The organism is Serratia sp. EC4, from assembly GCF_059652115.1.
In genome coordinates this window covers 457,948-482,172 of record NZ_JBNIDE010000003.1, presented here as the reverse complement: position 1 = coordinate 482,172, position 24,225 = coordinate 457,948, and the positions used below count along the sequence as shown (strand labels likewise).

Annotated in this window: 27 protein-coding genes and 1 tRNA gene; 13 read left to right on the top strand and 15 right to left on the bottom strand. The window is 58.3% G+C overall.

Annotation, left to right across the window (positions count from 1 at the left end; genetic code table 11):
• Both yccS and ACP39K_RS12655 read right to left on the bottom strand, forming a co-directional pair.
• Positions 1-2,136 carry a YccS family putative transporter gene (gene yccS / locus ACP39K_RS12660; RefSeq protein ID WP_089184431.1) on the bottom strand — a complete coding sequence of 712 codons (2,136 nt, stop codon included), beginning with the start codon at positions 2,134-2,136 and terminating at the stop codon, positions 1-3.
• A 26-nt stretch (positions 2,137-2,162) separates the two neighbouring features.
• Entirely contained in the window at positions 2,163-2,615 is a 453-nt protein-coding gene (locus tag ACP39K_RS12655) for a YccF domain-containing protein (RefSeq protein ID WP_004928120.1), read from the bottom strand.
• Between the two features lie 166 nt (positions 2,616-2,781).
• Between ACP39K_RS12655 and helD the strand changes: the two genes are divergently transcribed.
• Complete coding sequence (helD, locus tag ACP39K_RS12650; RefSeq protein WP_197817860.1) at positions 2,782-4,836, top strand: DNA helicase IV; 2,055 nt, start codon at positions 2,782-2,784, stop codon at positions 4,834-4,836.
• Positions 4,837-4,868: 32 nt separating this feature from the next.
• Here the strand turns inward: helD and ACP39K_RS12645 are convergent, their stop codons facing one another.
• Complete coding sequence (locus ACP39K_RS12645) at positions 4,869-5,327, bottom strand: methylglyoxal synthase (protein ID WP_016928284.1); 459 nt, start codon at positions 5,325-5,327, stop codon at positions 4,869-4,871.
• Between the two features lie 124 nt (positions 5,328-5,451).
• Positions 5,452-6,117 (bottom strand): DUF2057 family protein, encoded by a 666-nt coding sequence (locus tag ACP39K_RS12640; protein WP_016928283.1) that lies wholly within the window; start codon positions 6,115-6,117, stop codon positions 5,452-5,454.
• A 255-nt stretch (positions 6,118-6,372) separates the two neighbouring features.
• Between ACP39K_RS12640 and ACP39K_RS12635 the strand changes: the two genes are divergently transcribed.
• Positions 6,373-6,786 carry a CoA-binding protein gene (locus ACP39K_RS12635; protein WP_033640793.1) on the top strand — a complete coding sequence of 138 codons (414 nt, stop codon included), beginning with the start codon at positions 6,373-6,375 and terminating at the stop codon, positions 6,784-6,786.
• A 59-nt stretch (positions 6,787-6,845) separates the two neighbouring features.
• On the opposite strand, the gene hspQ is transcribed toward ACP39K_RS12635, so the two are convergent.
• Complete coding sequence (gene hspQ, locus ACP39K_RS12630) at positions 6,846-7,163, bottom strand: heat shock protein HspQ (RefSeq protein WP_004928104.1); 318 nt, start codon at positions 7,161-7,163, stop codon at positions 6,846-6,848.
• A gap of 60 nt (positions 7,164-7,223) precedes the next feature.
• Positions 7,224-8,408 (bottom strand): 23S rRNA (cytosine(1962)-C(5))-methyltransferase RlmI, encoded by a 1,185-nt coding sequence (rlmI, locus tag ACP39K_RS12625; protein WP_497008552.1) that lies wholly within the window; start codon positions 8,406-8,408, stop codon positions 7,224-7,226.
• 379 nt (positions 8,409-8,787) lie between these two features.
• On the opposite strand from rlmI, the gene ACP39K_RS12620 reads away from it, so the two are divergent.
• From ACP39K_RS12620 to yccX, 3 genes are all read left to right on the top strand, one after another.
• Entirely contained in the window at positions 8,788-9,165 is a 378-nt protein-coding gene (locus ACP39K_RS12620) for a hypothetical protein (RefSeq protein WP_115115945.1), read from the top strand.
• A 371-nt stretch (positions 9,166-9,536) separates the two neighbouring features.
• Entirely contained in the window at positions 9,537-10,499 is a 963-nt protein-coding gene (locus ACP39K_RS12615) for an acyltransferase family protein (protein ID WP_497008550.1), read from the top strand.
• A gap of 158 nt (positions 10,500-10,657) precedes the next feature.
• Complete coding sequence (gene yccX, locus ACP39K_RS12610) at positions 10,658-10,936, top strand: acylphosphatase (protein WP_004928098.1); 279 nt, start codon at positions 10,658-10,660, stop codon at positions 10,934-10,936.
• A 34-nt stretch (positions 10,937-10,970) separates the two neighbouring features.
• On the opposite strand, the gene tusE is transcribed toward yccX, so the two are convergent.
• Together tusE and yccA are read right to left on the bottom strand one after the other, a co-directional pair.
• Entirely contained in the window at positions 10,971-11,300 is a 330-nt protein-coding gene (tusE, locus tag ACP39K_RS12605) for a sulfurtransferase TusE (RefSeq protein ID WP_004928095.1), read from the bottom strand.
• A 111-nt stretch (positions 11,301-11,411) separates the two neighbouring features.
• Positions 11,412-12,071: an FtsH protease modulator YccA gene (gene yccA, locus ACP39K_RS12600; protein ID WP_004928091.1), complete on the bottom strand. Its 660-nt coding sequence runs from the start codon at positions 12,069-12,071 to the stop codon at positions 11,412-11,414.
• Position 12,072: 1 nt separating this feature from the next.
• On the opposite strand from yccA, the gene ACP39K_RS12595 reads away from it, so the two are divergent.
• From ACP39K_RS12595 to ACP39K_RS12580, 4 genes are all read left to right on the top strand, one after another.
• Complete coding sequence (locus tag ACP39K_RS12595; protein WP_154213934.1) at positions 12,073-12,246, top strand: hypothetical protein; 174 nt, start codon at positions 12,073-12,075, stop codon at positions 12,244-12,246.
• Positions 12,247-12,299: 53 nt separating this feature from the next.
• Positions 12,300-12,387, top strand: a tRNA-Ser gene (locus ACP39K_RS12590).
• A 228-nt stretch (positions 12,388-12,615) separates the two neighbouring features.
• Positions 12,616-12,831: a hypothetical protein gene (locus ACP39K_RS12585; RefSeq protein WP_016928277.1), complete on the top strand. Its 216-nt coding sequence runs from the start codon at positions 12,616-12,618 to the stop codon at positions 12,829-12,831.
• 31 nt (positions 12,832-12,862) lie between these two features.
• The gene (locus ACP39K_RS12580) at positions 12,863-13,366 is read left to right on the top strand and encodes a fimbrial protein (protein WP_228988414.1); all 504 of its coding nucleotides are present in this window, start codon (positions 12,863-12,865) and stop codon (positions 13,364-13,366) included.
• 35 nt (positions 13,367-13,401) lie between these two features.
• Here the strand turns inward: ACP39K_RS12580 and soxR are convergent, their stop codons facing one another.
• Positions 13,402-13,875, bottom strand: coding sequence for a redox-sensitive transcriptional activator SoxR (soxR, locus tag ACP39K_RS12575; protein WP_016928275.1), 474 nt, complete (start codon positions 13,873-13,875; stop codon positions 13,402-13,404).
• 145 nt (positions 13,876-14,020) lie between these two features.
• Between soxR and ACP39K_RS12570 the strand changes: the two genes are divergently transcribed.
• Positions 14,021-15,106 carry an efflux RND transporter periplasmic adaptor subunit gene (locus ACP39K_RS12570; protein ID WP_048795980.1) on the top strand — a complete coding sequence of 362 codons (1,086 nt, stop codon included), beginning with the start codon at positions 14,021-14,023 and terminating at the stop codon, positions 15,104-15,106.
• Between the two features lie 10 nt (positions 15,107-15,116).
• On the top strand, positions 15,117-18,197 hold the full coding sequence (locus ACP39K_RS12565; protein ID WP_048795981.1) for a MexW/MexI family multidrug efflux RND transporter permease subunit: 3,081 nt from the start codon (positions 15,117-15,119) through the stop codon (positions 18,195-18,197).
• Between the two features lie 49 nt (positions 18,198-18,246).
• Here ACP39K_RS12565 and ACP39K_RS12560 read toward each other — a convergent pair whose 3' ends face one another.
• The 4 genes from ACP39K_RS12560 to ACP39K_RS12545 all read right to left on the bottom strand — a co-directional run bounded on the left by ACP39K_RS12560 (position 18,247) and on the right by ACP39K_RS12545 (position 21,074).
• A complete protein-coding gene (locus tag ACP39K_RS12560; protein WP_015377376.1) occupies positions 18,247-19,047 on the bottom strand; it encodes a DNA/RNA non-specific endonuclease in 801 nt (266 codons plus the stop codon).
• A gap of 189 nt (positions 19,048-19,236) precedes the next feature.
• Positions 19,237-19,551, bottom strand: a complete 315-nt coding sequence (locus ACP39K_RS12555) for a hypothetical protein (RefSeq protein ID WP_016928271.1) — start codon at positions 19,549-19,551, stop codon at positions 19,237-19,239.
• Between the two features lie 235 nt (positions 19,552-19,786).
• On the bottom strand, positions 19,787-20,386 hold the full coding sequence (gene wrbA, locus ACP39K_RS12550; RefSeq protein ID WP_004928045.1) for an NAD(P)H:quinone oxidoreductase: 600 nt from the start codon (positions 20,384-20,386) through the stop codon (positions 19,787-19,789).
• Positions 20,387-20,456: 70 nt separating this feature from the next.
• Entirely contained in the window at positions 20,457-21,074 is a 618-nt protein-coding gene (locus tag ACP39K_RS12545) for a LysE family translocator (protein ID WP_212562315.1), read from the bottom strand.
• A gap of 68 nt (positions 21,075-21,142) precedes the next feature.
• Between ACP39K_RS12545 and ACP39K_RS12540 the strand changes: the two genes are divergently transcribed.
• Positions 21,143-22,066 (top strand): LysR family transcriptional regulator, encoded by a 924-nt coding sequence (locus ACP39K_RS12540; protein WP_033640781.1) that lies wholly within the window; start codon positions 21,143-21,145, stop codon positions 22,064-22,066.
• On the opposite strand, the gene ACP39K_RS12535 is transcribed toward ACP39K_RS12540, so the two are convergent.
• Both ACP39K_RS12535 and ACP39K_RS12530 read right to left on the bottom strand, forming a co-directional pair.
• Positions 22,050-22,520 (bottom strand): helix-turn-helix domain-containing protein, encoded by a 471-nt coding sequence (locus ACP39K_RS12535; protein WP_161544583.1) that lies wholly within the window; start codon positions 22,518-22,520, stop codon positions 22,050-22,052. The genes ACP39K_RS12540 and ACP39K_RS12535 overlap by 17 nt on opposite strands.
• Before the next feature lie 117 nt (positions 22,521-22,637).
• The gene (locus ACP39K_RS12530; RefSeq protein ID WP_497008547.1) at positions 22,638-23,213 is read right to left on the bottom strand and encodes a helix-turn-helix domain-containing protein; all 576 of its coding nucleotides are present in this window, start codon (positions 23,211-23,213) and stop codon (positions 22,638-22,640) included.
• Between the two features lie 67 nt (positions 23,214-23,280).
• On the opposite strand from ACP39K_RS12530, the gene ACP39K_RS12525 reads away from it, so the two are divergent.
• On the top strand, positions 23,281-24,204 hold the full coding sequence (locus ACP39K_RS12525; RefSeq protein WP_016928266.1) for a DMT family transporter: 924 nt from the start codon (positions 23,281-23,283) through the stop codon (positions 24,202-24,204).
• Positions 24,205-24,225 lie beyond the last annotated feature (21 nt).

The window sequence follows — 24,225 nt, the reverse complement described above, 5'->3', positions numbered from 1 at the left end:
TTAGGTTGCCTTATTGATTTGGGTATGGAGTGCGGTGAGTTCCGGCAGCAGCTCGAGCATTAGCCCCACCTGCTGCAAGACCAACTGTTCTTTGCTTTCAGGTTCTGGAACGGCTTTGCGAATACGCTCCGCCAGCTGTTCCAGCGCTTGCGCAATGCGCTGGCTGTTCCGTTCTTCCTGATGCAAGGCGCCGTCCACGTAACACACGGCATCATTGAGCAGATCGAGTGTGGCAGGGGTATTCAACCGCTCGCGGTGCGCCCCCAACGCCGAGATATAACTCAGGAGAGTATGGTTCAGGCAGAGCAGACGGAAGGCGGCTTCCTGCAACGCCTTGTCGGCCTTGGGATCGGCGGACATGTTGGAGATGACCGAAGCCAGTTCGGCATCGCTGTTGTGGGCATCTCGCCGCGCGATGCGGTAAGCGAGCCCGTTATCCTTACCCTGATGATATTGCACCAGAATGGCGTCCAGATAGCGACAGTTGGCATTCAGCGTTTTATCCACCACCGCCGGCAGTTGGCGGAACTTCCAGTCCGGCCAGATAAAGCTGACCGCCGCCCAGGCGATGGCGCAACCCAATAAGGTATCGTAAACGCGCGGGGCTGCTACTTCGAAACCTTCACCCAACAGGTTAAAGCACAGCAACACAAGCAGCGTGATGAACATCGTTGCATGGGCATACTGTACGGTGCGAAAAGCGAAGAACAAGACACCGGTGATGACGATCAACACCAGTTGTCCTTCCAATGAAGGCACAAAATAGAGGATTGGCAGGCCGATCAGGATACCGGCCAGGGTGCCGATGATGCGCAGCGCCAGGCGCCGGCGGGTCGCGTTGTAGTTCGGTTGGCAGACAAACAGGCTGGTCAACAGGATCCAGTAACCGTGCTGCATGCCGGTGAGCTGGATGAAGGCGTAACCCACGCACAGCACTGCCGACATGCGGATGGCATGGCGGAACAGGGCCGACTGCGGCGTCAAATGGCGGCTGATGCGCAGTCGGATGTCGCTCCAGCCGGTTAAGCGATCGTCGGCCAGGCTGTTCTCTTCCGCCTGCCCGCTGGCCAGCGTCTGCTCTGACTCGATATTGGCCAGCTGCGCATCGATCGCATGCAGGTTTTTCAGCAGGTGCGCCAGCGCTTTGGTTTGCTCTGAATTGCCCTGGGTTTCGGCTATGCGCGCCAAGGCCTCCTGAATGCGGCTGAAGGCTGGCTCAAAACGCGGGTTGTGCTGGTATTTTTGCCGCAGCAGGATCGATTGTGCCAACTGGCGGCAGGCGCGCGCCTGCATGCTCAGCAAACGCTGGAAGCGGAATAAAATATCGCTGTGGCGGAATTGCCGGCTGAGCGCGTGGTACTGAACGTGGGAAGAGCTGGCGCGTTCGTGGATATCCTGCGCGACAAAATAGTAGTGCAAGGTGCGGCGGGTGCCGCGCTGGCCGCGATCGCCTTTCAGGCGCGTCAGCAGCGAGGCTTTGGTCTGGTTCAGCAACGCGACCAACGCGCTGTTGGCCATCGCGACATCCATCCATGGCAGGTCGGCGGCGCGTTCGGCGTCGGGATCGAACAGATTGGCCTTGGCATCCAGATAGTTGGCCAGTTGATCGTAACAGCGCGCCAGGTTCTCTTGCAGCGGCCGGATAGGGAACAGCAGGTGGCCCGCCAGCGTCAGCAGGTTGTACCACAGCGCGCCGATCACCAGCAGCAGCGGTTGCTGATACCAGGCATCGTACATCGAGGTGCCGAGCATGGTGTAAACCGCGATCAGCAGTGCGCCGAAGGCGATGGTGGCGTAACGCTGCCCCAAGGCGCCCAGCAAGATAAAACCGCAGGTCGACGTGGTTAAGCCAAGGGCGAACAACCAGGGATAAGGGAACAGCAGCTCGATCGACGCGGAGGCAACAAAGAAGCACACCAGCGTGATCAGCAGGTTGCGTAACCTGCCGGCCAGGCGGTCGTCCAAATCGGTCAGTGCCGCTGCCACCACGCCCAGCGTCAGCGGGATAGTCAGCTTGGGAATGCCCAGCCACCAGGGAACGGCGGTGGTGCCGATCAGCGCAATAAGGATGCGCAGGTGATACAGCAGATTGCTGTTGTAGGTATAACGACGTACTGCGGGTGCAAAAGAGCGCACGAAAAACTCCTCAAACGGAGAAAAAATTAACGCTGATGATAGTGGCGGCGAGCATTCTCAATACGCGCTTGCTGAGCCATTTCTACCGAGACGACGCGGCGCCCCACCGGCCACAGCGCGATGGCGGCTATTTTGAAATTGGCGATACCGACCGGAATGCCGATGATTGAAACGCATTGCACGATACCGGCGGCGATGTGTGACAGGCACAGCCACCAGCCGAACAGCACTAGCCAAATAATGTTGAGCAGCGAGCCGCCGGCGGAGAGCAGCGCATTGCTTTTTTCCGGATACAGTTCATCGACGTGTATCGCTTCGTTGCCGAACGGCACCAGCGACAGCTTGGTGATTTCCCAACAGGAGCGGGTAAGCGGCAGTGTGATGACCAGCAGCACGCTGAACACCGTAGCAATAAGCCAGCCTAGCGTGGTGAAGAAACCGCCCAACACAAAATTAAGAATATTCAGTACAGTACGCATAGACGTCATTCTGCTCTAATGATAGCCAAACCGCGATGCGGGCGTATTCACGATAAAAACGCAAAATCTATTCTACCCTTTTTTTAGCGCTAGAGTGCCACTGCTTATCGCAGGTAAACTGGCAGATATCCGTTATTTACTCTCAACATAGTCATGGCGCGACGATATGGAACTTAAAGCGACATCGCTGGGGAAACACCTGGCTCAGCATCCTTATAACCGCGTGCGGTTGCTGCACGCCGGCGTTGAGGTGAGCGGGGAAAAACATGAATACCTGATCCCCTTCAATCAACTGATTCAGGTCAGGTGCAAGCGCGGCATCGTCTGGGGCGAGCTGGAATTTGAATTGCCGGACGAAAAAGTGGTGCGGCTGCACGGTACCGAATGGCAGGAAACGCAGCGTTTTTATCACTATCTGCAGCAGGCGTGGCAGCAGTGGAGCGCTGAAATGAGTGAGGTCAGCGCCGGCGTGTTGCAACAGCAGGTGACACAGATTCAGCGCATAGAGCAGCAAGATAAATGGTTCAAAAAGTCTGAGCTGGGCAAGCTGCAACAGCAAATCCGTGAGGCTTTCTCCGCGCTGCCGATGCCGGTAGCGCGCCTGGATGAATTCGATAACTGCCGGGCCGATTACCATCTGTGTCTGCAATGGCTGCAGCAGGGGCAACGCAGCGTTGAACAACGCAACCGGCAGTGGACCGATCGCATGCTGGAGCAACATCACGACTTCTTCCAGACCGTCGAAAGCTCACCGCTCAATGACTCCCAGAGCCGCGCGGTGGTCAATGGCGAGGATTCCGTGCTGGTGTTGGCCGGCGCCGGCAGTGGCAAAACGTCGGTGCTGGTGGCGCGCGCCGGCTGGCTGCTGCGCCGTCAGGAGGCGGAACCGGGGCAAATCTTGCTGTTGGCGTTCGGCCGTCAGGCTGCCGGCGAGATGAACGACCGCATCAAAGAACGTTTGGGCGATGTCGGCATTCAGGCCAAGACCTTCCATGCCTTGGCGCTGCAAATCATTCAACAAGGCAGCCGCAAAGCGCCGGCCATCAGCCGGTTGGAAACCGATGCCAAAGCGCGCAAAGAGCTGCTGATTACCCATTGGCGCCAACAGTGCGCGGAGAAGAAAGCGCAGGCCAAGGGGTGGCGTCAATGGTTGACCGAAGAGCTGGAATGGGAAGTGCCGGAAGGCGACTTCTGGCAGGATAAGCGCCTGGCGGATCGCCTGGCAAGCCGGTTGGAACGCTGGTTGGGGCTGATGCGCATGCACGGCGGCAGCCAGGCGGAAATGATTGAGCAGGCGGATGAAGAAATCCGCGATCTGTTTTCAAAACGCATCCGGCTGATGGCGCCGCTGCTGAAAGCCTGGAAAAGCGCCTTGAAAGAGGAAGGGGCGGTGGACTTCTCCGGCCTGATCCATCAGGCAGTCAACATTCTCGACAAGGGGCGCTTCGTCAGTCCGTGGAAACATATTCTGGTCGACGAGTTTCAGGATATCTCACCGCAGCGTGCACTGTTGCTGGCGGCATTGCGCCGACAGAACAAGCAGACCTGCCTGTTTGCGGTGGGGGATGACTGGCAGGCGATTTATCGCTTCAGCGGCGCAGAATTGACGTTAACCACGGCCTTCGCCACGAACTTCGGCGAAGGCGCGCAGTGCGCGCTGGATACCACCTATCGCTTCAATGAACGTATCGGCGAGGTGGCCAACCGGTTTGTGCAGCAAAACCCGCACCAGCTGAAAAAACCGCTCAACAGCCTGAGCAAGGGCAATAAAAAGTCGGTGGCGATCCTGCCGCACGAACAACTGGAGCCCTTGCTGGATAAACTGAGCGGCTATGCCAAGCCGGATGAGCGCATCTTGGTGCTGGCGCGTTACCACCATCTGCAACCGGAAGCGCTGGCGAAAGCGGCCACCCGTTGGCCTAAACTGAATCTGGAGTTTATGACCATCCATGCCAGCAAGGGGCAGCAGGCGGAATACGTCATCATTGCCGGTTTGCATGAGGGGCGTGACGGCTTCCCCGCCGTGGCGCGCGAGTCGGTGTTGGAAGAGGTGCTACTGCCGCGGCCGGAGGATTTCCCGGATGCCGAAGAACGCCGTCTGCTGTATGTCGCGTTAACTCGAGCTAAACATCAGGTATGGCTGTTGCAGGATCGTGAACGCCCTTCGGTATTCGTTGAACACCTGCAGGATCTTGGCGTACCGGTGCAGAAAAAACCGTAAGCTCGGGCCTAGCGGCAGCCAGGCCGGGAGGACTATTTCAGGCGGTCTTGCAGGTAGCGCTGATAGTCGGGAATAGCGATCTCCACCTCGTTTTTGAACAGCGGAGAGTCGATCAGAAAGTCTGCGGTCGAGCGGTTGGTGGCCACCGGAATATTCCATACGGTCGCCAGCCGTAGCAGCGCCTTCACGTCCGGATCGTGCGGCACCGCGTTCAGCGGATCCCAGAAGAAGATCAGCATGTCTATCTTGCCTTCCGCAATCAGTGCGCCAACCTGCTGATCGCCGCCCATCGGGCCACTCAGCATGCTGGTGACGGGAATGCCGCTGGCGCGCTGGATCAGATTACCGGTCGTGCCGGTGGCGTAAAGCTGATGCTGCGCAAGAATGGTCTTGTGGCTTTCTACCCACTCCAACAGGGCCTGTTTGCGGTGATCGTGCGCCACCAGCGCAATATGTTTGCGCGCGGCGATAGTGCGGGTAGTCAATTCCATCTCGGTGTCCTTCGCTAATCAGGGGGATGTGCGACAGATTACTGAAACTGTTTTTCACTGCCTAGCGTTTGCGCCTGAAAATGCGAAGAAAAGGCGCCTTTGCGGGGAAAGACGCCGGGAGGGATCAGCGAATCGGTTGTTTATTGGCCCAGCGTAGAAAACGCTTCTGTGTTTCCTTGTCGGCCTGTTGGAACCAGTATTGCAACATCTGTTCCGACACGTTCTCACCTTTCAACGTCACCGTCGGGGCATTCAGCGGCGCGCCGGCCAACGCGAGGGTTGAGGGATTGCCTGCGTTCGCCTGCACAAAGGCCGGAACGGAGGCCGGGCGGTTCTGGCGGTTGTAATCGGTCATCACCTTTTCCAAATCGGTATTGAAGGTGACGCTGTCGGGATGCAGCGCATCATGCCGGAATGGCAAGGCGTTGCCGTCTTTATCGACCACCAGATAATTTAACGTTCTGTCAAAGCGTTGCGCATCACGATCGTTCTCGATACGCGGCAGTTCGATCGCCACTTGGCTGATCTTTTGCGTATTGAAGGTGGCAACCAGCGGCAGGGACGTATAGGCCTGTGTATGCTGGCCGGAGCGTACGGTTTTGGTCACTTTAAACAGCAACTGGTGCTGCCCGCCGTCCAGTTCAAGGCTGTCGGCACCTTTTAACAACGAACCTGTCATTTTCTTGCCGTCGACCACCAGCAGGTCGATGTCCGGGGAGAGTTTCAGGGTCGTAGCCGCGGCAGGCATACTGATGCTGAGCAACGCCGCAACCACCAGACCAAATTTCATCATTATCTCCTTATAAAGTGACGTAGCTCTAAGTGTTGAACACGGCATAGGTTGTGTCAAAATTTTTCAATCTGGCATTTTGTTTACATTTTTACATATTTTATCGCGATTAGACACGACCGTGCGCAGCTGAACCGCGACAGCCTCTGACCATAAGATTGCGGTGAAGTTTCCCTCGCGTTGCGTTTAACTGAGCGAATGCCGATCGGTTACACTCGAAATGGAAAGTGACGCAGTCATAAACGGGAGTTGAAGATGCAAGATCAAGAGATTGTTGAGCTGTTGCAGCAAGTGAAAACTATCGCGCTGGTCGGCGCCAGCGATAACCCGTCGCGGCCCAGCTATGGGGTGATGGCGTATCTGTTGGCACAAGGGTATCAGGTGATACCGGTCAGCCCAAAACTGGCGGGGCAGACGCTGCTGGGACAGCCGGTTTACCCTACGCTGGCCGCTATCCCACAGCCGGTGGATATGGTTGACGTGTTTCGCAATTCGGAGGCGGCTTACGGCGTGGCGCAAGAGGCGATAGCGATCGGCGCCAGGGCGCTGTGGCTGCAGATAGGGGTGATTAACGATCAGGCGGCGGCGCTGGCGCAACAGGCTGGGCTGCGCGTGGTGATGGATCGCTGCCCGAAAATAGAAATACCGCGTTTAGGGCTGGAGCGCTAAATAAAAAAGGGCCTGGCGCGATGCCGGGCCCTCTCGGAGTTTCTCAGGTCTTGGCGCGGTCAATTGCGCAAACGTGGCGCCTGTAACTGGTGACGGATGGATTCCGCCAGTTCATCCAGCGATGGTTGCTCGGGGTGCGCTTCCTGGGGCTCGCCATCCAGCTGCGCTTCCGCCAGATAGGTGTGCACCGGTTGGCCTTCCTCGTCTTCCATCACCACGTGGTACCAAGGGGCGGAACGCAGTTCGTCGTTCGCCGCTATCTCGTCAGCTTTGGGTTGTTCTAAAGAGTATTCCGGGTCGATATCGATCACGACGCCCAAATACCCCAGCAGTTTATGCCTAACCTGTTGTCCGATACCGAATTTGCTGGCAATCATGATGACCTCCTGAGAAACAATGCCTTGCTCATATATGGGGGCAAGGCAGCGCATTTCAAGTTACATCACCCGACAAGCGAAGCCTTTCAGATACAGCCCCTCAGGATACGTGGCGATCACCGGGTGATCGGCAGCCTGGCGGAACTGCTCTATAAATTGTACATCACGTCCGGCATCGACAGCGGCATCGGCCAAAATTTTCTGGAACAGGTCGGTCGGCATCAGGCCGGAGCAGGAGAAGCTGAGTAGAATGCCGCCTGGATTCAGCAACTGCAGCGCCAGCATGTTGATGTCTTTGTAGCCGCGGCAGGCGCTGGCCAACTGATTCTTGTTCTCGACGAACTTAGGCGGATCCATGATGATCAGATCGAATTTTTCGCCTTGAGCGCGGTAGTTGCGCAGCAGTTGGAACACGTCATCGCGAACGAACTCCGCCTTGCTCAGGTCCAGCTTGTTGAGCTCGACATTCTGTTTTGCGATGTCCAGCGCCGCCTGTGAGGTATCCACGCTGATCACTTGCTCGCAGCCGCCCATCAGAGCGGAAACGGCGAAGGCGCCGGTGTAGGAGAAGCAGTTCAGCACCCGGCGGCCGGCAGAGTAGTTCCGCGCCGCCAGGCGACTGTCGCGCTGGTCGAGGTAGAAACCGGTCTTGTGCCCTTGCTGAATGTCCACCAGCAGCTTCATGCCGTGCTCGGTAATAGGCAGCAGTTCCGGCGGCAGATCGCCCAGCACCGGGCCCTGCGCCAGCGGCAGGCCTTCTTTTTTACGCACCGCAACGTCGGAGCGATCGTAAATCGAACATTCCGGGTAGCAATGCTGCAGGGCGGAAAGCAGGGCCGGGCGCTGGTATTCGGCACCGGCGGACAGCAGCTGCAGCACCAGGAAATTCTGGAAGCGATCGATAGTGATGCCCGGCAGGCCGTCGGACTCGCCGGCGATCAGGCGGTATCCGTCCAGACCGTCACGCTGCGCGACCCAATCACGCCAGCTTTGCGCTTGCAGCAGGCGGCGAATGAAGAAATCGATGTTAATCTCTTCATCCTGTTGGAAAGTCCAGACGCGTGCGCGGATCTGCGACTCGGGCGAATAGGCGCCGCGCGCCAGCCACTTGCCCTGGCTGTCGAGGATATCGATGGTTTCACCGGAGAGGGCTTTACCCTCAACGCGTTGAACGGCGCCGGAGAACACCCAAGGGTGGCGACGGAGTAAGGACTTTTCACGTCCTTTGGCGAGATGTAAGCGCATGGTTAAACTACTTTTTATTCAATGGGTTAATTGGCGGGTTTGAAGAATTGCCAAAATAAGTTCGTCATCATAGCTGAATCTTACGGTGTTCACTACCGCGTTGGCTCGGATTGTATCGCGTTATCTCTGCTGACGTCACACCGAAGAGAGAGAAAGTGCAGCCTTCAAACTGAAGAAATGACAGCTTAAATAGGTGTATTATAGCGAGGTAGAGATGAACGCACGTCGATCAGCGTGTGAAGGCGCCTCGTTACCTGTAGGCGCCGATATTCGTCTGAGGCATTATGCTTTATAGGAAATAAGGCTGAATAGTAATGTTTTATTTTAATTAAGAGTGTTGCTGATTGTTTTTAAGATATGAATTGAAGGGAGTGCACCAGTGAGGATTTTTTTGTTTTTAATTTTTTTTATGACGACTAACACAGTATTAGCTAACGAGTGGGTTTTTCATGGTGATGAAAACACTATAAGTGATGGAGTATTAAAGATTTCGGTTCAGGCCGGGCATTATAAAATTTCATTTCCACCCACTGCGAACCCAAACTCAGGTGCTGTGTTGATTAACGGCGAGCGATTTTACGGCAACCGTTATTTTGGATTCGACGGCGAGCAAGCGGACAGAATGATTGATAGGTTATTAAAGGTAAAAAATGCTCAGGTTGAATATGATGATCGTTTTAAAACGAAAGTCGTTCGCAAGTCGGTTGATTTTTCTGATATTACATCATCCCTCGATAACTTGAAAAAAAATCATTGACGCCTCTCACATAATCGTCAATGGAGCAGATGGCTTTACTCGAAATAGGAATAGCGCTGCCGCTTGGTTGTCCGACGGTAAGTGTAACAACGACGGCGTGTCGACGGTGCGCTTTCTTGTGAGCAAGCAGAGCCTATCATTCAAGGGGGGGTAATTTGTTAATTAATTGATTGATATCATTTTATTGTCGTAGTAATTGACTTCAGACTATCGTTTGCCTCACGGAGGAAAGCCTATCCTCCGGGCGACGGTTTGTAAGTTTTTTGTAAGTTTTTTGTGATTTTTAGGTTTTTTCGCATTGACAAAAATCTTAACTTAATCTGTTATTGAGCACCTGATATTTATTATTTAGATGTTAGGATTTTTCTTAAATGACTAAAGAAAGAAGCTTATCGTTTGATTTTTTGAAAGGGTTGCTTATCTTGCTCGTCATTGTGGGACATGTATTGCCTGGCAGTGCTGATGTTGGTTTACGTGGGGCAATATATTATTTCCATATGCCGCTTTTTCTAGGGGTGACGGGCTACTTTGTTCGGCGCTATTTTCTTGATGGCGGCGTGATTAGCGTGCTGAAAAAGTATCAGTGGCGAATGATAATTCCTTATGTGTTGGCGTTCGTTGTTTACAGTGTTTATTCTCTTTACTTCTCAGAAGAAGTAGGCTTAAAGCAACTCATCGGTCTATTTCTCTACCCCTACTATCATCTTTGGTATATCCCAGCAGTGATCATATTTGTGCTATATACTATGGTCATTTACAAGAGTAATTTCTTACTCGGTTTCTTTCTGTTCACTTCCGCCATATTGTCTATTGTCTGGTACTGTTACGCCGACACGCTGGAAAACCAATATGCCTGGCTGAAATTCATTGGTGATAAGCGTTTCTATTATTACTACTCCTTCTTTTTATTAGGCTTCCTGGTGGGGGATAAGAATTTTTACGGTAATCCGCTGGCATTGTTCGCTATCGCGTCGGCCGTAGGTATATTAGGGTATTATGAACCGAGAGGGGCACTGCTGGATGCCGCCTCATGGTTTGCATTTAATGCTGCGCTGTTGTTGTTGATGCTGAGTTTGTGTAAGCGCCTGAAGCTAAGAATTGAGGGCTTAGTGGTCAAAATGGGGCAGGTATCTCTGCCTATTTATCTTTGGCATGTGTTACCCATTTTGCTTGTCGGAGCAATGGTCGATAAGGATTCGTCAGGTTTTTATCTCAGCGTAACGGCCATTATTTTCGCCCTGGTCATCATATTTATCCGCTTGCGTGGCAAAAGCAGATTTATCGACTCTTTCTTTTACGGGGAAAGGGCCAACTGGCTACCCGCCGAAAAATAGAACGTCTGTCCCGGCCGAGGGGACTCGGCCGTCTACTTTTTACGTAAGCCTCCATTAGACAAATTGTTGTCCTATGGCTCCCTGTCTCTTTATCTTTTGATTGAGTTTCTATACTCAATACATCCTTATTCTTTAGACAAGACAACAGTGGGGCGATTATGACACAAGTTTGCATTGCTGCGTATGTGTATGGCGTGGTGCAGGGGGTAGGGTTCCGCTATTCCACTCAGCGGCAGGCCGAGGCGTTGGGGGTGACCGGCTATGCGCGCAATCTCGATGACGGCAGCGTTCAGGTGGTGGCCTGCGGCACACAGGCGCAGGTGGATAAGCTGGTGGAGTGGTTGAAACAGGGCGGCCCGCGCAGCGCGCGCGTCGAACGCGTGCTGGTGGAGCCGCAGGGGGTGGCCGATTACGCCGGGTTTGGCATTCGCTACTGAATGCTCGCCTGCAGCGGCGCTGCGGGCTGAGCGGTCAGATGCATTTCACCGGTTTCGGCAAGCCGGCGATTTTGGTGGCTTGTTTGGCCGGCCCTTTCGGAAACAGGCGATACAGATAGCGGCTGTTGCCTTTTTCTTCGCCGTATTTCTGCGCCATGGCTTTGACCAGCATGCGAATAGCCGGCGAAGTATTGAATTCCTGATAGAAGTCGCGCACGAAGCGCACCACTTCCCAGTGTGCTTCGGTGAGCACGATCTCTTCCTGCGCGGCCAGCAGCGGCGCCAGGCCCTCATGCCAGTCGGCGCTGTTTTTCAGATAGCCCTGCGCGTCAGTGTCGATAACCTGACCTTCAAACTCCAACATACTGCCTCGATAACGGATAATTCGGAACGGCCGCCAGTTTAGCAAATTTTTTCGGCCGCAAAAAACAAAGCCCCGCCGGAGCGGGGCCTGGAAGGCATGCGTAACGCGCGATCAGTTGCTGCGGGCGAAGCCCAGAATGCTCAACAGGCTGATGAACATGTTGTAGAGCGACACGTACAGGCTAACGGTGGCGCGAATGTAGTTGGTCTCGCCGCCGTGAATGATGTTGCTGGTTTCCCACAGGATCGCGCCGGCGGAGAACAGGATGAACAGCGCGCTGATAGCCAGGTGCAGAGCAGGGATCTGCAGGAACAGGTTGGCGATCACCGCCACCAGCAGCACCACAAAACCGGCCATCATCATGCCGGACAGGAACGACATGTCTTTACGGGTGGTCAGCACATACGCCGAGCAGCAGAAGAACACCGCGGCGGTGCCGCCCAGCGCCAGCATGATCAGATCGCCCGCGCCGGCGTTCAGGAACGAACTGAGGATCGGGCCGAGGGCGTATCCCATAAAACCGGTCAGCGCGAAAGCCGCCAGAATGCCCGCCGGGCTGTTGGCCAGTTTATGGGTCAGGAACATCAGGCCGTAGAAACCGACCAGCATCAGCAGCAAGCCTGGCGCAGGCAGACCCAACATCGTACTGGCGGTCGCGGTCAGGGCTGAGAAAGCCAGGGTCAGGGATAACAGGAAATAGGTGTTGCGCAGGACTTTATGCGTGCTGAGCAGCGAGTCGCGCGAAGAAGATGAGACGACAATGCGGTCCATAATGATGCTCTCTCTTATCAGGCCATCACAAAATAATCCCGATGATAGGCAGCGCAAGCGCTTGATTAAAGTTTGTTTACCAATCTTTACCCTTAGTTATCATTATGGCAACAACGGGGAAGGTGTTCGTTTGATCGCCGCTTGCTTTGCCTGCGGCGATTTTTCGCGCGGTTGAACGCGTTTGGGCTTTACAAGCGAATAAGGTCTGTTTATAGTGCGCGTCGTTGCGGAGGGGTGGCCGAGTGGCTGAAGGCAACGGTCTTGAAAACCGTCGACGGGAAACCGTTCCAGAGTTCGAATCTCTGCTCCTCCGCCATACATTCTGACCCCGTGCTCTCTGAGCACGGGGTTTTTTGCTTTTGCGTGCGGATAAACCGGGGCGCTTCTGCAGGAAACGCGATCGGCTATTGATAAGGGCCATGCGTCGGTGAGATTATGCACCCATCAAGGTCGGCCGCTCGGATGCCTGCTGTTGCCAGGCGTTACCGGTGCGACAAGCAACGCCGCCTTATCAATTTCGCTTAATGCTCTTATGGAGACAGAGATGAACTGGTATCAAGTCGCCTTATGGACGATGATCTTTTTGAAGTCCGGCGCTTTTCTGGTGTTCGTATGGTGGTGGATGTTCAAACGCGCGACCAAACCTTATGTCCGCCCGCAAGACGTCGTGGTGGATGATACGCCGTACGATGAGAACCTCACCATGGAAGAGGTGATGAAAAACCATGGCATCGTCCGCACGGATATGTCGGTAAAATAATCCTCCCGCCTCCCCAACCGCTATCTGGAGCGTGTTTGCCAAGAGCACGCCCCCTTGTGTTTCTTCGCTGTCTTTCTACTCCTCCCTCAATGCCGGCCTGACGGTCAGGTTGCCCAAAATGGGCATGGCGCAGGTGCTGAATAACAATCAACCCGGCTACACGCCGTTCTCGCTGAACATCAGCTGCCAGAACATGCAGCAGGAAGGCATCGCCGATCGCGCCGTTGAGATGTTCCTGTCCAGCAATAACCTGCTGGCCTCCGACGCCAGCGTGTTGACCAATGCCAATGCGGGCGGCGCGCAAGGAGTGGGGCTGCGCCTGGTCAAGCGCGACATGCCGAGCTCGCCGGTGGTATTGTCGCCTTCCAACGTCGATCGCGGCAGCGCCACCTCACTGTTTCACGTCGCCGCCGGCGGCAGCCTGAACAGTCACTTCATCATCGGCATGGGCGCTTATTATTACCCTTATCAGCGCGACGGCGTGACGCAGGGGGAAATCAACACCTCGGCCACGTTGAACATCATCTATCCCTGAGAGGCCCGGGAGAACCGGTGCGCAACCTGTTTCGCTCAGCGGTGTTCCGTCGGGTGTTCGAAAATATGCGCGCCGGCGCCCTGTTGGCCCAAAATATCGTTTGGGTTGCGCAGCGGGCAGTCGGCGAGCGACAGGCAGCCGCAGCCGATGCAGCTGTCGAGATGGTCGCGCAGCACCGTTAGCCGTTGAATACGTTCATCCAGCGTTTTGCGCCAGGCGGAGGACAAAAGCCCCCATTGTTCTGAGGTCAGTTTGCTGCCGCTGGGAAAGCGGCCCAGCGTGGCGCGGATCTCCTCCAGTGGAATGCCCGCGCTTTGCGCGATCTTGATCACCGCGATGTAGCGCAACACCACCGGCGTGTAGCGGCGCTGGTTACCGGCGTTGCGCGTTGCCTGAATCAGCCCCTTGCTTTCGTAAAAGTGCAACGCGGATACCGCTACGCCGCTGCGCTTCGCCACTTCTCCAACGGTCAATAGCCGATAGGTGTTAATCGGTTCATTTCTTGCCATTCCACGTTCCTCAGCTTGACCTCAAGTTAACCTGAGGTTTTATAGTGCAGCCAGCCGGGCTTGGCAACCGGCATCTTTCGTCACCTGCCTGCGCTGCGTCGGGGGAAGGATGGCTTTGGCTGTAAAATCAGGAAGAAACCGTTACATGATGAAACGATACCTCATTATTGCCGCGCTGCTGGCGGCGCTCGCCGTCGCTGCGGTAGCGATGCGATCCACCGCGCGGCAAAGCGAAGGCGCGCCGGCCTATCCGCCGGTGAAAGTGGCGCTGGCGCCCGCACTGCGTGAACAGGCGGCGCGCAGTTACGCCGGCGTGGGCGAGCTGGAGGCGGCCAGCCAGGTGGAAGTGGCGGCAGAGACCAGCGGCCGCATCACGCGCATCCTGTTCGAATCCGGCCAAACGGTGCGGCAGGGGCAACTGCTGGTGCAGCTCAACGATGCGGTCGAACAGGCTGAGCTGGTGCGCCTGCAGGCGCAATTGCGCAATGCCGATCTGCTGTTGGCGCGCATGCGCAAGCTGATGAACCTCAACGCCACCGCGCGACAACAGCTAGACGATGCGCTGGCCGAACGGGATATGGCGTTCGGGGCGGTGCAGGAAACGCAGGCCAAAATCGCACAAAAGGCGATCCGCGCGCCGTTCTCCGGCACCATCGGCATTCGCCGCGTGCATGAAGGGCAATACCTCAACGCCGCCGAGGCGGTGGCGAACCTGGTGGACGCCGATACGCTGCGCGTCAACTTCTCGCTGGACGAACAAAGCAGCGCCGGGCTGGCGTTGGGGCAGGCGGTGTCGGTGCAGGTCGGGGCCTATCCCGAGCGCGCTTTCCCCGCCGCCATTACCGCTATCGACCCGATGATCGGCAAATCCCGCACCGTGCAGGTGCAGGCGACGTTGGCCAACCGTCAAGGATTGCTGAAAGCTGGCATGTACGCCAGCATTCGCGTCACGCAGCGGCAACGCGTGGCGGTGCTGACGGTGCCGGAAACGGCGCTGACCTATACGGCGTACGGCGATACCGTGTTTCTGGCCCAGCAGGGTGAAAAGGGCATGACGGTCAAGCGCGCCTCGGTCACCGTGGGTGAGCGCAACGACGGGCGCGTCGAGATCGTCAGCGGCCTGCAGGAAGGCGATCGGGTGGTGACTTCGGGCCAGCTCAAGCTGAGCGACGGCATGGCGGCCGAGCCGGTGGCGCAGGATACCCTGAACGCCGCTCCGGCCGGTTCCTGAGGAGAGGCCGATGACATTTACCGATCTGTTCGTGCGCCGGCCGGTGCTGGCGCTGGTGGTCAGCACCCTGATCCTGCTGTTCGGCGCGCTGGCGCTCAGCAAACTGCCGATCCGCCAATACCCGCTGCTGGAAAACTCTACCATCACCATCAGCACCGACTATCCCGGCGCGTCGTCCGAGCTGATGCAGGGCTTTGTTACGCAGCCGATCGCCCAGGCAGTGTCCTCCGTCGAGGGCGTTGACTACCTTTCTTCCTCCTCGGTGCAGGGGCGCAGCGTGGTGACGGTGCGCATGGCGCTGAACCGCGACTCCACCCAGGCGCTGACCGAAGTGATGGCCAAGGTCAACCAGGTGCGCTACAAGCTGCCGGAACAGGCTTACGATCCGGTGATTGAGCGCTCAGCCGGCGAAGCCACCGCTGTGGCCTATGTCGGTTTTTCCAGTAAAACGCTGTCCACGCCGGCGCTGAGCGAATACCTGACGCGGGTGGTGGAACCGATGTTCACCACCATCGACGGCGTCGCCAAGGTTGAAGTGTTCGGCGGGCAAAAAATGGCGATGCGCCTGTGGCTGGACAGCGATCGGCTGGCCGGCCGCGGTCTGACCGCTGCCGATGTGGCCGATGCGGTGCGGCGCAACAACTACCAGGCGGCGCCGGGCAAGGTGAAAGGGCAGTATGTGGTTGCCAACGTGCGGGTGAATACCGATCTCACCAGCGTGGAAGAGTTCCGCAATCTGGTGGTGCGCAACGACGGCAACGGTCTGGTGCGCCTGAAAGACGTCGGCACCGTGGAGCTGGGCGCCGCAGCCACGGAAACCAGTGCCCTGATGGATGGCGAACCGGCGGTGTTCCTCGGCGTCTTCCCTACGCCGACCGGCAACCCGCTGGTGATCGTCGACGGCATTCGCCACCTGATGCCGGCGATCGACAAGATGCAGCCGCCGGGCGTGAAGATGGCGCTGGCGTTCGAAACCGCGCGTTTTATTCAGGCCTCGATCGATGAAGTGGTGCATACCCTGCTCGAAGCGCTGGCGATCGTTGTGGCGGTGATCTACCTGTGTCTGGGGTCGCTGCGCACCGTGTTGATCCCGGTGGTGACCATTCCGCTGTCGATACTTGGCGCTGCCGGGCTGATGTTGGCCTTTGGCTTCAGCGTCAATTTGCTGACGCTGCTGGCGATGGTCCTGGCGATCGGTTTGGTGGTGGACGACGCCATCGTGGTGGTGGAGAACGTGCATCGCCATATCGAAGAGGGGAAAACGCCGCTGGCGGCGGCGATGATCGGCGCACGTGAGGTGGCCGGGCCAGTGATCGCCATGACTCTGACGCTGGCCGCGGTCTATGCGCCGATCGGCCTGATGGGCGGGCTGACCGGCGCGCTGTTTCGCGAATTCGCACTGACGCTGGCCGGGGCGGTAGTGGTGTCCGGCGTGGTGGCGCTGACGCTGTCGCCGGTGATGAGCTCGCTCCTGCTGCCGGCCAAACAGAGCGAAGGACGCGTGGCGCACGCCGCCGAGTGGTTCTTCGGCGGCCTGACGCGGCGCTATGCGCGCGCGCTGGATTTCTCGCTGCACCACCGTTGGGTGACCGGCATGCTGGCGTTGCTGGTGATGATCAGTCTGCCGCTATTGTACCTGATGCCGCAGCGCGAGCTGGCGCCGACCGAGGATCAGGCCATCGTACTGACCGCCATCAAGGCGCCGCAGCACGCCAACCTGAACTATGTCGAACGCTTTGCCTACAAGCTGGATGAGGTTTACAACCGCATGCCGGAAACCGAAAGCCGCTGGATCATCAACGGCAGCGACGGCACGGCGTCCGGCATCGGCGGCATCAACCTGACGCTGTGGCAGGCGCGCCAGCGCTCGGCGTCGGCGGTGCAGGCCGATCTGCAACGGGCGGTGAACGATGTTGAAGGCACCAGCATTTTCGCCTTCCAGCTGCCCGCCTTGCCAGGCTCCACCGGGGGGCTGCCGGTGCAAATGGTGCTGCGTACGCCGCAGGACTACCCGCAGCTGTACCGCACCCTGGAGGAGGTGAAGCAGAACGCCAGAAACAGCGGCCTGTTTATGGTGGTGGACAGCGATTTGGACTACAACAACCCGCTGGCGGAGGTGCGCATCGATCGCGCCAAGGCCAACAGTCTGGGGATACGCATGAGCGACATCGGTGAATCGTTGGCGGTGCTGGTGGGAGAGAACTACCTCAACCGCTTCGGCATGGACGGGCGCGCTTATGACGTCATCCCGCAAAGCCTGCGCGAACAACGGCTGACGCCGCAGGCGCTGGCGCGGCAATATGTCCGCACCCAGGACAATACGCTGGTGCCGCTCTCCACCGTGGTATCGGTGGCCGTTAAGGTCGAACCGAACAAGCTGACCCAGTTCAACCAGCAGAACGCCGCCACCCTGCAGGCCATTCCCGCGCCCGGCGTTTCGATGGGCGAAGCGGTGGCTTTCCTCGAACGGCAGGCCAATGCGCTGCCGGCCGAATTTAGCCACGACTGGCAGGGGGATTCGCGCCAATACACCCAAGAGGGCAGCGCGCTGGCGTTCGCATTCCTGGCGGCGTTGGTGATCATTTACCTGGTGCTGGCGGCGCAGTACGAGAGCCTGAAAGATCCGCTGATTATCCTCATCACCGTGCCGCTGTCGATCTGCGGCGCCTTGCTGCCGCTGGCGCTGGGCTACGCCACGATGAATATCTACACCCAGGTCGGGCTGGTGACCCTGATCGGGCTCATCAGCAAGCACGGCATTCTGATGGTGGAGTTCGCCAATGAGCTGCAGATGCATCAGGGGCTGACGCGGCGCGGCGCGATTTTGCAGGCGGCGCAAATTCGTCTGCGGCCGGTGCTGATGACCACCGGGGCGATGGTGTTCGGTTTGATCCCGCTGCTGTTCGCCAGCGGCGCCGGGGCTGCCAGCCGCTTCGGCCTGGGGCTGGTGATCGTCTCCGGCATGCTGGTGGGCACGCTGTTTACCCTGTTCGTGCTGCCGACGGTGTACACGCTGTTGGCGCGCGATCACGCGGTAGCCTCACCCCGTCAGCGTGAGTTGGCCGCCGCGCAAAAGGCGCTGACGGAATAATCCGCCGGCGCCCGCGTGAAAAATAAACCCGCTTCGGCGGGTTTTTTCGTCAGTTTTTGCAGCCCATCAACTCCGGCAGGACGCCGGGTTTGCTCTTCAGCGAAGCCTGCACGTCGTCCGGCAGACCGGCCCAGATGATCAGGCCGGTGCGTTTCTCGATCTCGTCCACCGTCACGCGGAATTGGCAGAAATCGGCGCCCTTCGGCGTGTTTTGATCGAACAGGAAAGCGGCATAGTGGTTCACCGCCGGGCTGTTGTTGATGAAAATCACCTTCCAGTAGGCGCTGGGGATGGTGTGCGCTTTCTGGGTGCCCGGCAGTTTGCCCATATCACGCTCATACAGCGGCCCGGTTACGGTATAGACCGAGGAGATATCGGCGCGATCGATCAGCTTGCGTTCCTGATCTTCCAGCCGCGCCCAGGCGCCCTGGTTAAGATCGGACTTTTGCGGCGTGATGTTGGACAGGTAATTCAGCGATTCCCAGTCGGAGACGCCCGCCAGCGAGGCCAGCGGCGCCTGATGACCGCGATCGACCTTCAGCGCCGCGTTGGCGCCAGTGTAATCGGCGGGCGCCAACGTGTCCGCCGGGTTGAGCGCCGGATCGGTTTTCCAGTTGCGCGTCTTGCCGCTGGCCGGTGTGTCTTTGGTGATGTGATAAGCCACCCAGTTGGCGAACTTGGTGGTGCTGTTGTTGTTCAACGTATAAGCATGACGCACGATAGACACGTTGCTGCTGCCGCCGGTCGGGCAGCCGACCGCGCAGTTGTCGATGGATTCGAGCGTGTCGGCCGACGCCTGTGCGGCGAACAGCAGGGCGGCCAGGGCCAACATCTTGTTGTTAAAGCGCATATTCATATCCTCAATAAGTTAAAAAAACACTGTATATATTTACAGTAAATTAAACTTATCGCAGTGAAACGAATACAACAATGCAACATATTCATGTTGTGAATGTGTCAGTCATGGTACAGCCACGCCGCACGTGAAATGCGGCGGAAATAAAAACGGCGTCCAACAGACGCCGTTTCAAAGGGGGGATTATTCCAGCAGGTCGTTGACCGTGCGGCGAACGTAATGCGTCATCTGCGCCAGATCGTCCGGTGATACCGGGCCGCCGCCGGCGCGCACCACCTGCTGTTCGATCTGGGCGATTTCCTGCTCGACCTTGTTGGCGATCTGCACTTTGACTATTTTGTCCACCGAAGACAGCAGCACCTTCAAGACGACTTTCAGCGCGATGTTTTCGCAGAACGAGTCGTAGTGATGAACCGGCGGCGGCGGGGCCGGAGCCGGCTCGGGCGCGCGCGGAGCCAGAGCCTTGAAGCTGTCTACATTTTCAATAATAAGATCCATGTCTCTTATTAGTTCATCAAAATCTTTAGACACTGACTTATTCCCTTCGCTGTGCGCAAAAAACAGAACGCCCGTCCTCGGGCTGAAAGCGGATGAGCGACGGGCAGAACGAATTCGGGCCTGGCCTTCAGACGCTGAATGGCCGGGGGAGGGGCATTCTAACCTTGCGGCGGGTCGGCAACAAGATGGGGCCGTGCGAATGCGCGGCCCTTAGGATCACGAGGCTGGAGGGCGCTTAACTTTTCAGCTTGGCGGTGATTTTGGCCACGTGTTCGCCCTGATAACGGGCAATGGTCAGCTCTTCGTTGCTTGGCTGCCGCGAACCGTCGGCGCCGGCGATGGTGGTGGCGCCATACGGGGTGCCGCCGCGCACCTGTGAAACGTCAAACAGCTCCTGCGTCGCATAGCCGATCGGCACGATGATGAAACCGTGGTGTGCCAACGTGGTCCAGGTCGAACTGATGGTCTGTTCCTGGCCACCGCCGGTGCCGGTGGAGGAGAAGACGCTGCCTACCTTGCCGTACAGCGCGCCGGAAGCCCACAGGCCGCCGGTCTGATCGAGGAAGGTGCGCATTTGCCCGGCCATATTGCCGAAGCGGGTCGGCGTACCGAAGATGATGCCGTCATAGTCCGCCAGCTCTTGCGGGGTGGCGACCGGCGCCTGTTGATGTTGTTTGCCCCCGGCCTTGGCGAAGGCCTCCGGCGTCATGGTTTCCGGCACGCGTTTAATCGTCACGTCCACGTTATCGACCCGATTCGCCCCTTCGGCCACCGCCTGCGCCAGGCGTTCGATGTGGCCGTACATTGAGTAATAAAGCACCAACAGTTTCGTCATGTTCCGTACTCCCGCTCAGATGATTAACAAAAACCCCTGATAAGCATAGAAGCGAATGGCGAACTTGGCGTTACTTGATGCCGGCGATCGCCAGCAGGGCGCCAAAGGCGATCAGCAGCCCGCCAAAGGTGCGGTCGATGCCGCGGCGCAAACGCAAAAAGCGCGCATTGACGCCCGGTGCGGAAAATAGCAGCGCGACGGCGGCAAACCAGAAGATATGGACGGCGGCGATAAAAAGACCATAGCCGATTTGCACGCCGAGCGGGGTGTGCGGAGAAACCACCTGCATGAACAGGCTGACGATGAAGATGGTGGTTTTCGGGTTTAACGCGTTGGTGAAAAAACCGGTTTTCAAGGCGGCGAAATCGCTGATGGCGGCCGGCGCTGTGCTGGGGGCTGCGTCATGATGCGCCGCGTTGCGCAGCAGCATAACGCCGAGGTAGATCAGGTAGGCGGCGCCGATGGCTTTAAGCAGGTTAAACAACCAGGGCGACTGTTGAATCAACACGCCGACGCCAATCAGCGTATAGCTGACATGGACCAGCACCCCGGCGCCAATGCCGCAGGCGGTCAAGACGCCGGCGCGGCGCGAAAGCAACAGGCTATTACGCGAGACCATGGCGAAGTCCGGCCCCGGGCTTATCACGGCGAGTAAAGTAATGGTGACGACAGCGATGAGTTCAGTCATAGTTATCCTTGCGGCGTTTATCAATAGAGTGACTGATTTATAAGAGTAATTTTTCTCGGTGACAAACGATGAATAGTGACAATATCGGTGAGAAAAACTCACGCAAAACCGGCAGGCCGTTGCCGTTGGGCGGGCTGCGCTGCTTCGAGGCCGCCGCGCGGCTGGAAAGTTTTACGCAGGCGGCGCAGGGGCTGAATTTGACGCATGGCGCCGTCAGCCGGGCTGTGCGGGCGCTGGAAGAGGAACTGGGCGTGGCGTTGTTTGAGCGCCGCCATCGGCGGGTACTGCTCACGGCGGCGGGCCGCAAGCTGTTTCAGGCGACGCAGCAGGCCTTCGGCATTCTGGATCATACCGCGCTGGAACTGCGTCAGCAGGCGCTCGACGCGCCGCTGGTCTTGTCCTGCGAACCGACCTTATTGATGCGTTGGCTGATCCCGCGCCTGCCGGCTTTTCAGCAGGCGCACCCGGATATCAACTTACAACTGGTGGCCGGTGGCGGGCCGTTTTCGTTCCATGACGGCATTACGGCGGCGATCAGGCGCAATGACTTCGATTGGGGAAAGCAGGTGCATAGCCTGGCGCTGTTCAGTGAAAAGGTTGGGCCGGTGTGCCAACCCGAGGCATTGGCAAGGATGACGATCGCCAAGGGCAGCCTGCGGAGTTTGCGGCCCGGCACTAAACTGCTGCATTCTGCCACCCGGCCGGATGCCTGGCGGCACTGGGCGCAGCAGCAGGGGATGACGTTGGCAGGGCATTCGGAGCAGCGCTTTGATCATTTCTATTTCAGCCTGCAGGCGGCGGTCGCCGGTCTTGGCATCGCGATCGGCCCGTGGTTGCAAGTGCGAGACGATCTGGCCGCCGGTTTGTTGAGCGCGCCGTTCGGTTTTACGCCCGACGGCAGTGGCTATTACCTGCTGTCGCCGCAGGCGATCGTACCGGGCAGTGCGTTGGCCCGGCTGGCCGAGTGGCTAACGCTCACGGCAGACGCCTGAGTTTTTGCGCCAGCCGCTGTTCCTGCCAGCGGCTGAAGACGTTGCGCAGCAGCAGAGTGCGCACCGCCCGCATGACCAGCGCGAGGCTCATGCCGCCGATCGCCCACAGCGACCAGAGATAGTGCGGGTGGGTAAACCAATTGATGGCGAACAACATCACGCCAATCACGGCGAAACGCACCGCCATGCTCAGCAGTTTGCCTTCTGCCGCGACCTGGCGACGAAGGCGCTGTTCGTCAGGCGCCTTCTCCTCCATTGTCTGTTGCGGCTGTGCGTTGAGATCGCGGACCTGCACGCCCAGCGCGGCGGCGATCGCGGTCAAGGTTTCCAGGCTGGCCTGTTCGCCGTTTTCAATCCGCTGTACGGTGCGGGTGCTGAGGCCGGCTATGGTCGCCAACTGCTCCTGCGACCAGCCTTTTTCCAGACGCAACGGCCTGATGCGGTACTTTAGCATGATGCACTCCCGAGTTCGCTGTCACTGTCATCCAGTGTAGGAGGCGCGGGGTGGCGGCGCCACGACAGCGGCACGACAGCGACACGACATCCGCCGCCGGCGCGGGCCGGCGGGCAGTCAGAAGGCAACGTTGCGGATAAAGCGCAGCGGGAGGTCGCCGCGGTTGGCGTAAGCGTAACGTTGATCGCTGTTGAAGGTTTGCGCGGCGCCGGCGCTGAGCGTCAGCGTGCCTTGTTCCAGTTCCAACGTCAGGGTGCCGGCAATCACGTAGATCATTTCACTCCAGCCTTCGGCGTCCGGCGCCGAGTCATAGCGCTCACCCGGCATCAGCGTCCATTCCCACAGCTCGGCCCGTTGGCGCGCCGGCACGCTGGCGGCGAACAGCGCCTGGCTGCCCGGCTGTGCGCCTTGCCAGGCCAACTCTCCCACCAGATGGCTGCCGCGAGCCTCCGGTGCCTGAATCAGATCGGTAAAGGAAATCGCCAGGGCGGCGGCGATCTTGTCGAGCACCGCCAGGCTGACGTTGCGATCGCCGGCCTCGATGCCCGCCAGCATGCGGCGGCTGACGCCGGAAAGCTCGGCCAGCGCCATCTGGCTCAGGCCCGCCTGTTGGCGGTAGCCGCGCAGATTGCTGCTCAGGTACTGCAGCACTTTGGGGGAATCGGTTTTCGCGTTATGCGCCGTATTGCTCATCGCCGGACTTTATCTCATACTGGCAGGATCTGTGCATTATATTGCACTCAGCAGGAAGGGCAAGCCGGTGTCAGCAGCAAAAAAATCCTTTATTTCCGCCGTGGTTCCGCAGATCAGGCTGCCGGAAGCGGTGTTGATTTTCATCACGATGATCTGGGGCGGCACCTTTTTGGCGGTGCATCACGCGATGCAAGTCAGCGGGCCGTTCTTTTTTGTCGGCCTGCGTTTCGCCACCGCCACGCTGGCGTTGACGTTGTTTTCGCTGCGCGTGCTGCGCGGCCTGACCCTGTATGAACTGAAGGCGGGCGTCCTGATCGGGCTGGCGATCATGTTCGGCTACAGCATGCAAACCGTCGGTCTGCAGACGATTAGCAGCAGCCAATCGGCGTTCATCACCGCCATGTACGTGCCGATCGTGCCGCTGTTGCAATGGCTGGTGCTGGGGCGCTTCCCCGGCATCATGTCGTGGATCGGCATTCTGCTGGCTTTTACCGGCCTGATGCTGCTGGCGGCGCCGAGCAGCACCGACATGACGCTGAGCCTCGGCGAAATGCTGACGCTGGCCGGCACGCTGGGCATGGCGGCAGAGATCATCCTCATCGGCGCTTTCGCCGGCAAGGTGAATATCCGCCGCGTGACCATAGTACAGCTGGCGACCGCCTCCCTGGCCTCGTTTTTGATGATGGTGCCGACCGGCGAGTCGCCGCCGCCGTATTCGGATTACCTGCTGTACAGCGCCATAGGGCTGGGGCTGGCCAGCGCGTTGATTCAGCTGACCATGAACTGGGCGCAGCGCAGCGTTTCACCCACGCGCGCTACGGTGATCTACGCCGGTGAACCGGTCTGGGCGGGCATTGTCGGGCGGCTCGCCGGTGAGCGTTTACCGGGCGTGGCGTTATTGGGGGGCGCGTTGATCGTGATTGGGGTGGTGGTCAGCGAGCTGCGCGTGCGGCGCAAGGATAAAGCGGCGGTGGCGACGGAAGCGGATTAGCGCAGAGGCATAAAAAGAAAG

What these genes read in the sequence shown, in the direction of transcription:
- ACP39K_RS12540 (WP_033640781.1), top strand. Translation starts at nt 21,143, where the DNA reads ATGAATAGTGACAATATCGGTGAGAAAAACTCACGCAAAACCGGCAGG.
- yccA (WP_004928091.1), bottom strand. Translation starts at nt 12,071, where the DNA reads ATGGACCGCATTGTCGTCTCATCTTCTTCGCGCGACTCGCTGCTCAGC.
- yccX (WP_004928098.1), top strand. Translation starts at nt 10,658, where the DNA reads ATGACACAAGTTTGCATTGCTGCGTATGTGTATGGCGTGGTGCAGGGG.
- soxR (WP_016928275.1), bottom strand. Translation starts at nt 13,875, where the DNA reads ATGGCAAGAAATGAACCGATTAACACCTATCGGCTATTGACCGTTGGA.
- ACP39K_RS12645 (WP_016928284.1), bottom strand. Translation starts at nt 5,327, where the DNA reads ATGGAATTGACTACCCGCACTATCGCCGCGCGCAAACATATTGCGCTG.
- ACP39K_RS12595 (WP_154213934.1), top strand. Translation starts at nt 12,073, where the DNA reads ATGATGCTCTCTCTTATCAGGCCATCACAAAATAATCCCGATGATAGG.
- ACP39K_RS12585 (WP_016928277.1), top strand. Translation starts at nt 12,616, where the DNA reads ATGAACTGGTATCAAGTCGCCTTATGGACGATGATCTTTTTGAAGTCC.
- ACP39K_RS12570 (WP_048795980.1), top strand. Translation starts at nt 14,021, where the DNA reads ATGATGAAACGATACCTCATTATTGCCGCGCTGCTGGCGGCGCTCGCC.
- rlmI (WP_497008552.1), bottom strand. Translation starts at nt 8,408, where the DNA reads ATGCGCTTACATCTCGCCAAAGGACGTGAAAAGTCCTTACTCCGTCGC.
- ACP39K_RS12530 (WP_497008547.1), bottom strand. Translation starts at nt 23,213, where the DNA reads ATGAGCAATACGGCGCATAACGCGAAAACCGATTCCCCCAAAGTGCTG.
- ACP39K_RS12565 (WP_048795981.1), top strand. Translation starts at nt 15,117, where the DNA reads ATGACATTTACCGATCTGTTCGTGCGCCGGCCGGTGCTGGCGCTGGTG.
- ACP39K_RS12545 (WP_212562315.1), bottom strand. Translation starts at nt 21,074, where the DNA reads ATGACTGAACTCATCGCTGTCGTCACCATTACTTTACTCGCCGTGATA.
- ACP39K_RS12640 (WP_016928283.1), bottom strand. Translation starts at nt 6,117, where the DNA reads ATGAAATTTGGTCTGGTGGTTGCGGCGTTGCTCAGCATCAGTATGCCT.
- tusE (WP_004928095.1), bottom strand. Translation starts at nt 11,300, where the DNA reads ATGTTGGAGTTTGAAGGTCAGGTTATCGACACTGACGCGCAGGGCTAT.
- ACP39K_RS12635 (WP_033640793.1), top strand. Translation starts at nt 6,373, where the DNA reads ATGCAAGATCAAGAGATTGTTGAGCTGTTGCAGCAAGTGAAAACTATC.
- wrbA (WP_004928045.1), bottom strand. Translation starts at nt 20,386, where the DNA reads ATGACGAAACTGTTGGTGCTTTATTACTCAATGTACGGCCACATCGAA.
- ACP39K_RS12655 (WP_004928120.1), bottom strand. Translation starts at nt 2,615, where the DNA reads ATGCGTACTGTACTGAATATTCTTAATTTTGTGTTGGGCGGTTTCTTC.
- ACP39K_RS12560 (WP_015377376.1), bottom strand. Translation starts at nt 19,047, where the DNA reads ATGCGCTTTAACAACAAGATGTTGGCCCTGGCCGCCCTGCTGTTCGCC.
- helD (WP_197817860.1), top strand. Translation starts at nt 2,782, where the DNA reads ATGGAACTTAAAGCGACATCGCTGGGGAAACACCTGGCTCAGCATCCT.
- hspQ (WP_004928104.1), bottom strand. Translation starts at nt 7,163, where the DNA reads ATGATTGCCAGCAAATTCGGTATCGGACAACAGGTTAGGCATAAACTG.
- ACP39K_RS12555 (WP_016928271.1), bottom strand. Translation starts at nt 19,551, where the DNA reads ATGGATCTTATTATTGAAAATGTAGACAGCTTCAAGGCTCTGGCTCCG.
- ACP39K_RS12535 (WP_161544583.1), bottom strand. Translation starts at nt 22,520, where the DNA reads ATGCTAAAGTACCGCATCAGGCCGTTGCGTCTGGAAAAAGGCTGGTCG.
- ACP39K_RS12615 (WP_497008550.1), top strand. Translation starts at nt 9,537, where the DNA reads ATGACTAAAGAAAGAAGCTTATCGTTTGATTTTTTGAAAGGGTTGCTT.